The organism is Mesorhizobium sp. B2-4-14 (genome assembly GCF_006442155.1).
Taxonomy (GTDB): Bacteria; Pseudomonadota; Alphaproteobacteria; order Rhizobiales; family Rhizobiaceae; genus Mesorhizobium.
This window is the reverse complement of the sequence record NZ_VFVA01000072.1, coordinates 1-7,001: the sequence shown is the minus strand read 5'-3', so window position 1 is coordinate 7,001 and position 7,001 is coordinate 1. Positions and strand designations below refer to the sequence as shown.

8 protein-coding genes and 1 pseudogene are annotated in these 7,001 nt (G+C 56.4%); 5 read left to right on the top strand and 4 right to left on the bottom strand.

Annotated elements, in window-relative coordinates; genetic code table 11:
* The 5 genes from FJ938_RS29115 to FJ938_RS29095 form a co-directional block, all read left to right on the top strand.
* A partial coding sequence (locus tag FJ938_RS29115; RefSeq protein ID WP_140700071.1) for a tetratricopeptide repeat protein occupies positions 1 to 1,417 on the top strand: 1,417 nt, incomplete at its 5' end.
* 573 nt (positions 1,418 to 1,990) lie between these two features.
* Complete coding sequence (locus FJ938_RS29110) at positions 1,991 to 3,139, top strand: PAS domain-containing sensor histidine kinase (RefSeq protein WP_140700068.1); 1,149 nt, start codon at positions 1,991 to 1,993, stop codon at positions 3,137 to 3,139.
* A gap of 17 nt (positions 3,140 to 3,156) precedes the next feature.
* Positions 3,157 to 3,765, top strand: coding sequence for a response regulator (locus FJ938_RS29105; protein WP_246673594.1), 609 nt, complete (start codon positions 3,157 to 3,159; stop codon positions 3,763 to 3,765).
* 190 nt (positions 3,766 to 3,955) lie between these two features.
* On the top strand, positions 3,956 to 4,324 hold the full coding sequence (locus tag FJ938_RS29100) for a response regulator (RefSeq protein WP_246673592.1): 369 nt from the start codon (positions 3,956 to 3,958) through the stop codon (positions 4,322 to 4,324).
* 323 nt (positions 4,325 to 4,647) lie between these two features.
* Complete coding sequence (locus FJ938_RS29095) at positions 4,648 to 5,106, top strand: histidine kinase (protein WP_140700063.1); 459 nt, start codon at positions 4,648 to 4,650, stop codon at positions 5,104 to 5,106.
* Between the two features lie 181 nt (positions 5,107 to 5,287).
* Here FJ938_RS29095 and FJ938_RS29670 read toward each other — a convergent pair whose 3' ends face one another.
* The 4 genes and pseudogenes from FJ938_RS29670 to FJ938_RS30490 form a co-directional block, all read right to left on the bottom strand.
* Positions 5,288 to 5,449, bottom strand: coding sequence for a hypothetical protein (locus tag FJ938_RS29670; protein ID WP_181169214.1), 162 nt, complete (start codon positions 5,447 to 5,449; stop codon positions 5,288 to 5,290).
* Positions 5,450 to 6,032: 583 nt separating this feature from the next.
* A complete protein-coding gene (locus FJ938_RS29090; RefSeq protein WP_140700060.1) occupies positions 6,033 to 6,449 on the bottom strand; it encodes a Rieske (2Fe-2S) protein in 417 nt (138 codons plus the stop codon).
* Entirely contained in the window at positions 6,446 to 6,763 is a 318-nt protein-coding gene (locus FJ938_RS30495; RefSeq protein ID WP_140700058.1) for an amidohydrolase family protein, read from the bottom strand. The genes FJ938_RS29090 and FJ938_RS30495 overlap by 4 nt, the downstream gene beginning before the upstream one ends.
* A 15-nt stretch (positions 6,764 to 6,778) precedes the next feature.
* Positions 6,779 to 7,001: pseudogene (locus FJ938_RS30490) on the bottom strand (amidohydrolase family protein); the annotation flags it as partial.

Genomic DNA, 7,001 nt, shown 5'->3' with positions numbered 1-7,001 from the left:
GGAATTCGTCGACCAAGGTGAGAAGGCCGTCAAGAACATCGTCCAGCCGGTGCATGTCTTTTTTGTCAACCTCGGCGGCGGGATGACGCCAGAAGCCGTGGCGGGGGGTAAGCGGAGGGCGCGGCCCGACAAACCATCGGTGGCGATCCTGCCCTTCTCTAATATGAGCAACGACCCTGAGCAGGAGTTCTTCAGCGACGGTATGACTGAGGACATCATAACCGATCTCTCGAAAGTCTCGGGGCTGTTCGTTCTTGGTCGCAATACCGTGTTTACCTACAGGGGCCAGGCTGTCGATCTCGAGGGCATCGCCAGACAATTGGGGGTCTCTTACATTGTCGAGGGGAGCGTCCGGAAAGCGGGGAACCGGGTCAGGATTAACGCGCAATTGGTTGACGGCTCGACCGGCGGACACCTGTGGGCCGACCGCTACGACCGCGATCTCTCAGACATTTTCGCGGTTCAGGACGAGATAACCCACGCGATCGTCGAACAGCTGAAAGTCCAGCTTCTGCCACAGGAAAAGGAGGCCATCGGGCGGTCGCGGACCGACAACGTGGAGGCCTACACCCAATATCTGAGGGCCCGTCAGATATTTCACATGGGGACGAAATCCTCGCTGATGCTGGCGCGGCGGATGTTCGCAAGGGCCGTGGAGTTGGACCCGCTCTATGCCCGAGCCTATGCCGGCATGGCCGATTGCGATGCGCGTCTCGTTTCGAAGCACGGCGCATCGACCCCGATCGAAGAAATCCTCGCCTGCATCAGCAAGGCTTTGGCAATCGATCCGCATCTGGCCGAGGCTCATGCCGCGCATGGCTACGCTTTGATGGTTGCCAATAGACGCACTGAAGCACAGTCAGCCTTGCTTCAGGCGCTGGCGCTCGATCCCAATTGCCACGAGGCACACTATCACTATGCCGATTTCAGCGTGACTGCCGGCGATTTCGAGCAAGCGGCGGAACACTACATCCGCGCCCTGGAACTGAGACCGGACGACTATATTTCGCCAGTGCTGCTCTTGAATGTGCTGCGATCCCTCGGCCGCACACTGGAAACCAAAGGTTACGCGCGCCTCGGCCTGAAACGAGCCGAAGAAGCGCTTAGGCTGCACCCTGAAGACTCCAAGCCCGCGCAGTTGGGAGCGTGCGCGCTCGTAGCCCTGGGCGACGGCGAGCAGGCGAAGCAGTGGCTGGCGCGAGCGCTGGCCATCGACCCGGAGGACAGTGGCACTCGCTACAACGCGGCGTGTGTCTATTCGATGTTAGGCGAGTCCGACCGGGCAATCGACCTGCTGGAGATGTATCTGCACCAGGTGGGCCCCGACCTGAAGTTGCGATTCAAGAACGATTCGGATCTCGACCCTATCCGCAGCCATCCGCGGTATCAGAAGCTGCTCGAACTGGTTGCAGGCTAACAGCCAACTGAAGTCTGACTGCCGAGATCTGTCCAAGTCAGGACGGCTTTCCGGCGCGGAAGACGCTTGCGCGGATCCCGCACTTCAGGAGCTGTCCGACCGGCGCGTCTCCAAAGCGACGCATGGACTTCGTCCTTAGCTTTACTCTCTGTAGCGCAATCATCTCGGATTGCACGGTCGTCTAAATCCAGGTCATGGCCCCTGGTTGTGATGCAAAAATGAGCATAACTATTACGCCCGCAGTTTGTCCTCGAAAACAGAGTGGCGACGGGAGACTCTGCGGCGGATATTTTCAATAGAGAGAAGAAGACTCCTTATTAGAAAGTCCGTTGCCGAGTTTATCATGAATAATCGTGGTTTTTCAATTAGACAAATTTTTCAGGAAAAATCAGCCGCTGATCGTGATATTACAAGCGCCGCATTTATATTTCATACGCCTGCCAGCAAGCTAGGCTCGGTCCCTTCCTTTGACTACCGTCAGTTGTACGAATCCGACAGAATATCTATTGTCACCGGTCTGTGGCATATCTAATATAAACATGGTGTGGCTGGGTGGTCTAGCTAGGCGGCAACATGGATGAGTGCACCACCGGCGGGTCGGATTTCGAGCTCCCAGTGGGGCTAGATATTCGGTTCTGCGACGTCATGGATATCGCGCCCGTAATGATCTGGGTGTCCGGCCAGGACAAGCTGTGTAACTGGCTCAATCGGCCTTGGCTGAAATTCACGGGACGCAGCATTGAGGCAGAGGTGGGGAGCGGGTGGACCGAGGGAGTGCACCCAGACGATCGTGCTCGATGCTTGGACTGTTACGCCAGTCACTTTGACGATCAGAAAGAATTCCGAATGGAATATCGTCTCCTGCGACATGACGGGATCTATCGCTGGATCGACTTTACGGGAATTCCACGCTATGATCACGATGGAAGGTTTCTGGGCTATATCGGCTCGTGTGTCGATACCGAAGGCAATCGGCAGCCGCCTGGCGAGATGCGACGTCACCTGCTCGAGGTTGCCGATCTGAACCGCAGTGCCGACGCTGCAATCCTGTCATCTGCAATTTCACACGAACTAAACCAGCCCTTAGCTGCGATCATGGCCAACGCCGAGGCCGCGGAGATTCTCCTTTCGGCGAACCCACCTGATCTGGATCAGGTCAAGGAGATCCTCGCCGACATTCGCCGGGACGATCAGCGCGCAGCTGACGTGATCAGCCACATGCGCGGCTTTCTTCGAAAGAGTGAGGTCGCACTCCATGAAATTGATCTGAATCACACAGTCAGCATCGTACGCGATATCCTCCGACCCTATGCCGCGGCCAAGGGTGTTCTACTGAGTGTCGGCCGAGAGCAGGGCTCTCTGCCAATTCGTGCCGATCCAATTCAGCTACAACAGGTCGTTTTGAATCTGGCTCTGAACGGGGTGGATGCAATTGGCGGATCCGCCTCCGGCGTGCCTACGCTGGTGATCCAAACCGCCCGTGTCGGCGCATACACCGCCGAAATCTCGGTCGCGGATTCCGGTCCAGGTATTCCGGCCGACTGGTTGGAACTGATTTTCGAGCCGTTCTTCACGACCAAACAGGAGGGCACGGGCCTAGGGTTGTCCATCGCCCGCGCGATCGTGGAAAATCATGGAGGACTGATATGGGCGGAGAACGTACCGCAGGGAGGGGCGATGTTTCGTGTCACCCTTCCGCTGACCATAGAGTTCCCGGCGTAGTCGCTAGGTCTCCGGCCATCCATGTTGTCGATGACGACGCATCGTTTCGCGCGTCAATTGCCCGACTACTGCGAGCCTCAGGCTTTCACGTAATTGTTTACGAGTCGGCAACACAATTCCTGGAGCAGGCGCCGGTTGATGCATGCGGCTGCATTCTACTCGATGTCCAAATGCCAGGCCTAAGTGGGCTGGAACTTCAGGATGGAATGGCTGATCGTGGATGCTTGATTCCGATTATTTTTTTAACCGGCCATGGCGATATCCCGATGTGCGTGCGGGCAACCAAGGCAGGGGCTGAAGACTTCCTCTCAAAGCCTGTGCCCAAAGAGCTGTTGCTTGGTTCCGTCAGACGTGCGTTTCTGCGGTCGGAGACAGCGCATGAACACTATGATCGGCTAGGCGCGTTGCGCAGGCTGGTCGATACGTTGACACCCCGTCAAAAGGCGGTTTTTGCGCTGGTTGTCCGCGGTAAGCTCAACAAGCAGATTGCATTTGAATTGCGGACGTCGGTGCGTACGGTCAAGGCGCATCGCCATGAAGTGATGTTCAAGCTCAAAGTTCGATCGGTTGTAGAGCTAGTCTCCCTTTCCGAAAGACTGAGTGCCCCGGATGCGGTCAGGGCCTAGATGCGTGACGTGGTGCTAGGTTGCCAGGTTTTGCATTTTGCTGAGCAAGTTCTTCACGATAATGGCGAGAAGAATCGGCCCCCAAGTACAATATCCGACGGAGCGATCGCACCTTACGGTCATGACAGCATAACACAGTGGCTGCTGTGCTTTCGCCCCCCGCATGGCGCCAGCTCCAAGGAATCGCTCGGTGCAACCAAAGCCATTGATGGTGGCAGTAGTCGACGACGATCCCGATGTGCTGAGAGGGATTCAACGTCTTTTGCGGGCGAAAGGTCTTGTGTCGGAAGTCTTCGGTTCGGCTGAGGCATTCCTCTCCAGCACAGCGCCGGCACGAGCGACCTGTCTTGTTCTCGATGTGCAGTTGGGAACTATGGACGGTTTCGAACTGCAGCGTCGGCTGGCGGATTTGGGATCGGACATTCCGATCGTATTCATGACAGCGTTCGACAACGAGGCCACGCAGCTTCGAGCCATAGAGGCGGGCTGCACAGCTTATCTGCGCAAGCCGTTTGCCGCACGCCTGCTGTTTGACGCGATCTACAAGGCTTCAACCTAGTCTGGGACCTTCGCCCATCAACGCGAGGCGTGTTGCCCCACACATTGCGGATCGGTATCACCTCCTTGTTAGCTGAGATTTGGCCGAAGCATTATTGAGAGCGCTAACCGGTGTTCGGGCGTCTGGAAGTTGCCCTCCGGGACAATGGACAGCGGGATCAGGACCGGTTTAGCTTTCGGAATGCTTCATCCGCGCCGGCGGCATTGATTGGGCGTTTGGCCGCCCGGCTTTTTTAGAGAACTCCACCGAAGACCGCTCGGGAGAGAAATCCCAAATATGTCCGTGTTGTCGCCGTCGCGCCTTGCGAACGAGGGGGCGAGAGAATGGCCGAAAGCATCAAGTCCGATCGGGACAAGCCGCCCGCAACTGCGGAGGAGCTTCGTATGTCGATTCCCAAACGGCAGCTAGGGGAGGCTGAAAGAGCAGACAGAGCGAGGAGAAAAGGCACCGACTTTGTTGCTGATTTCCTCGGGGAGGGAGTGACTGAGCACGAAATCGCAATGGTTCACCGCCGGGTGGTAAATGCGCTTCACAGCGGAAAGTTCGAGGCGCTCGTCTACTGTTTTCCGGCTGCGCTCTGCATCGACGGGGGCCAGGCAATAAACAACGCGGACCGCGACTGGCCGCAAACGCTCCAAGGTAAGCCAAAAGAGTTTTACGACCGATATCAGGCCTTCGGCAAGCCAGCTGGTTACAGACTTAAAGTGCAGACGATCAACTTCCAAGACGGAATTCCGAGCGAGATCGGCTTTTTGCTCGACTGGGATCCGCGCAAGATCTAATTGGCCAACTCTTGAGTTTCCACACCAAGTGCAAGAAGGTTTTGGAAACAATCCAGAAATATAATTCTACACTCCAGAAACACGGTTGAAAAGTAAGGGACTATAATGACTTCCGCAGCAGCGGGTCATCGACCTGATGCAACTTGAGAAAAGGTAACGAAACATGAAAAATTCCCTCATCTCAGCTTTCAGCGTCGCAGTTGCGCTTGCCTTCATAGGCGTCGGGCACGCTGATGCAACAACAAATCCACACCGCCTCCATCACCGGCACATGGCTGTGACCAATTCCGCACCGATGCATCATCACCGCCATCACCACCATCACCATCACGCCAACAAACATCGGATGCATCACAACCAGAAGGCTGGCTAAGTATACTCGCCGACAAAGGGACCGGCCTGGTTCTCTATGAAGTACTCAGACGGGCCAGCGCCCTTGGGCACTCCATCGTTAAGCCGTAGCTCGAGTGTCTGGCCCAGGTCGGTCGCTTTGCTAGACGGGCGACGCTGATAGGTTGTACGGTCGTGGATCGCCGCAGCGAGTACGGCTTGTGTGGCCAGTAGTGCAGGCAAATAGTCTTCCTGGTCGACGCTGCCTATTGCAAGCTGAGGTGAACCGAATTCGAGTGGCAGTACGACGTTCCTTGGGTAAAATCCGCACCAACTGTAAGTCAGGACCCAAAGGTCAGCGCGATAGCTTCATATCGGAGGCGCCAGAGCGTATGTTTCTGTTTTGTTCCGACAGAGTCAAGGACTGAGTACGGTAGTGCTTCGAAATCCGCGGTAACTCAGGAGGTCGATGCTGATGCCGACCATAATGTCCGCTTTTCGTGATTGGCAAACTGAAGCTGCCATTCTCCTTCCGGCCCCTGTTCCGACGTTCAACTGAGCCGTCCTTTGGATGGTGGAGGCAAGATATAGAGCACTTAGAGCGCGACGTAGACGATTTCAGCTTCCTCTGTGGTTTCGAAAGCTGTCGCGATAAGCGTTGCATCCGTGATGCAGTCTGGATGATTGCCCAAAGCCGTCTGATATGTGCGCACCTTGAGGCGCGCCGGGTCAATCTGTGAAAGTCCGGTCTTTATGTCAAACTCCCAATGATGCCAAGGGCACCGGATTATCATGTTGCGCCGACAATAACGGTGCTGCCCGGGAGCCGAGGCACGAAGCTCTCCGATCTGATCGCCTTCCGAAAGAGGTCCACCCTGATGTGGACATCGATCGGCCAACGCATAAAAGGATCCGTCGACGTGAAAGATCACGATCGCACGACCGGCTACCTCGACTTTCAGCCGTCCTCCCTCGGGAATGTCGCCTACGGCGGCAACCGCATAGCGCTTCATCGTGTCGTTCCGTACAGCGCCGCGGCATTCTCATACAGGATCGCGCGCCTGAGTTTCGGATCGATGTGCGGAGGCAATGAATGTCGTGGATCGTCGAAATCCCAATGTGGGTAATCGGACGAAAATACGACGCGGTCATGCCCGATCCAGTCGAGGACATCGATGAGGTGCCGCTTGTTCTCCGGCTCTTCCATAGGCTGCGTCGCGAGCCAAAGATGCTGCCTTAGGTATTCGGACGGCGGCCGGGTGACATGGGGAATCTCATCACGCATGCGAGCCCAAAGTCGGTCCAGCCGCCATCCAAGTGCTGGCATCCAAGCGAGGCCGGCTTAGAGCAACACGATGCGTGTATCAGGAATGCGCTCGAACACCCCCTCGAAAATCATACTAGCCAGCATCGCTTGCGCCGAGGGAGCATGTTCAGTCATTTCTTCGAGATAATAGGAAGGCCAGCCTGCCGGGCTGATCGCTTCACCGGCGTATCCGAAGACGTGGATGCCGATGGGCAGATTTGCAGCTTGCGCCGCTTCGAAAATCGGCCAGTACCGACGC

Bases quoted from the DNA above. Each gene is read 5' to 3' on its own strand.
- FJ938_RS29110 (WP_140700068.1), top strand. From the start codon at position 1,991: ATGGATGAGTGCACCACCGGCGGGTCGGATTTCGAGCTCCCAGTGGGG.
- FJ938_RS29095 (WP_140700063.1), top strand. From the start codon at position 4,648: ATGGCCGAAAGCATCAAGTCCGATCGGGACAAGCCGCCCGCAACTGCG.
- FJ938_RS29670 (WP_181169214.1), bottom strand. From the start codon at position 5,449: ATGTTTGTTGGCGTGATGGTGATGGTGGTGATGGCGGTGATGATGCAT.
- FJ938_RS29090 (WP_140700060.1), bottom strand. From the start codon at position 6,449: ATGAAGCGCTATGCGGTTGCCGCCGTAGGCGACATTCCCGAGGGAGGA.
- FJ938_RS30495 (WP_140700058.1), bottom strand. From the start codon at position 6,763: ATGCCAGCACTTGGATGGCGGCTGGACCGACTTTGGGCTCGCATGCGT.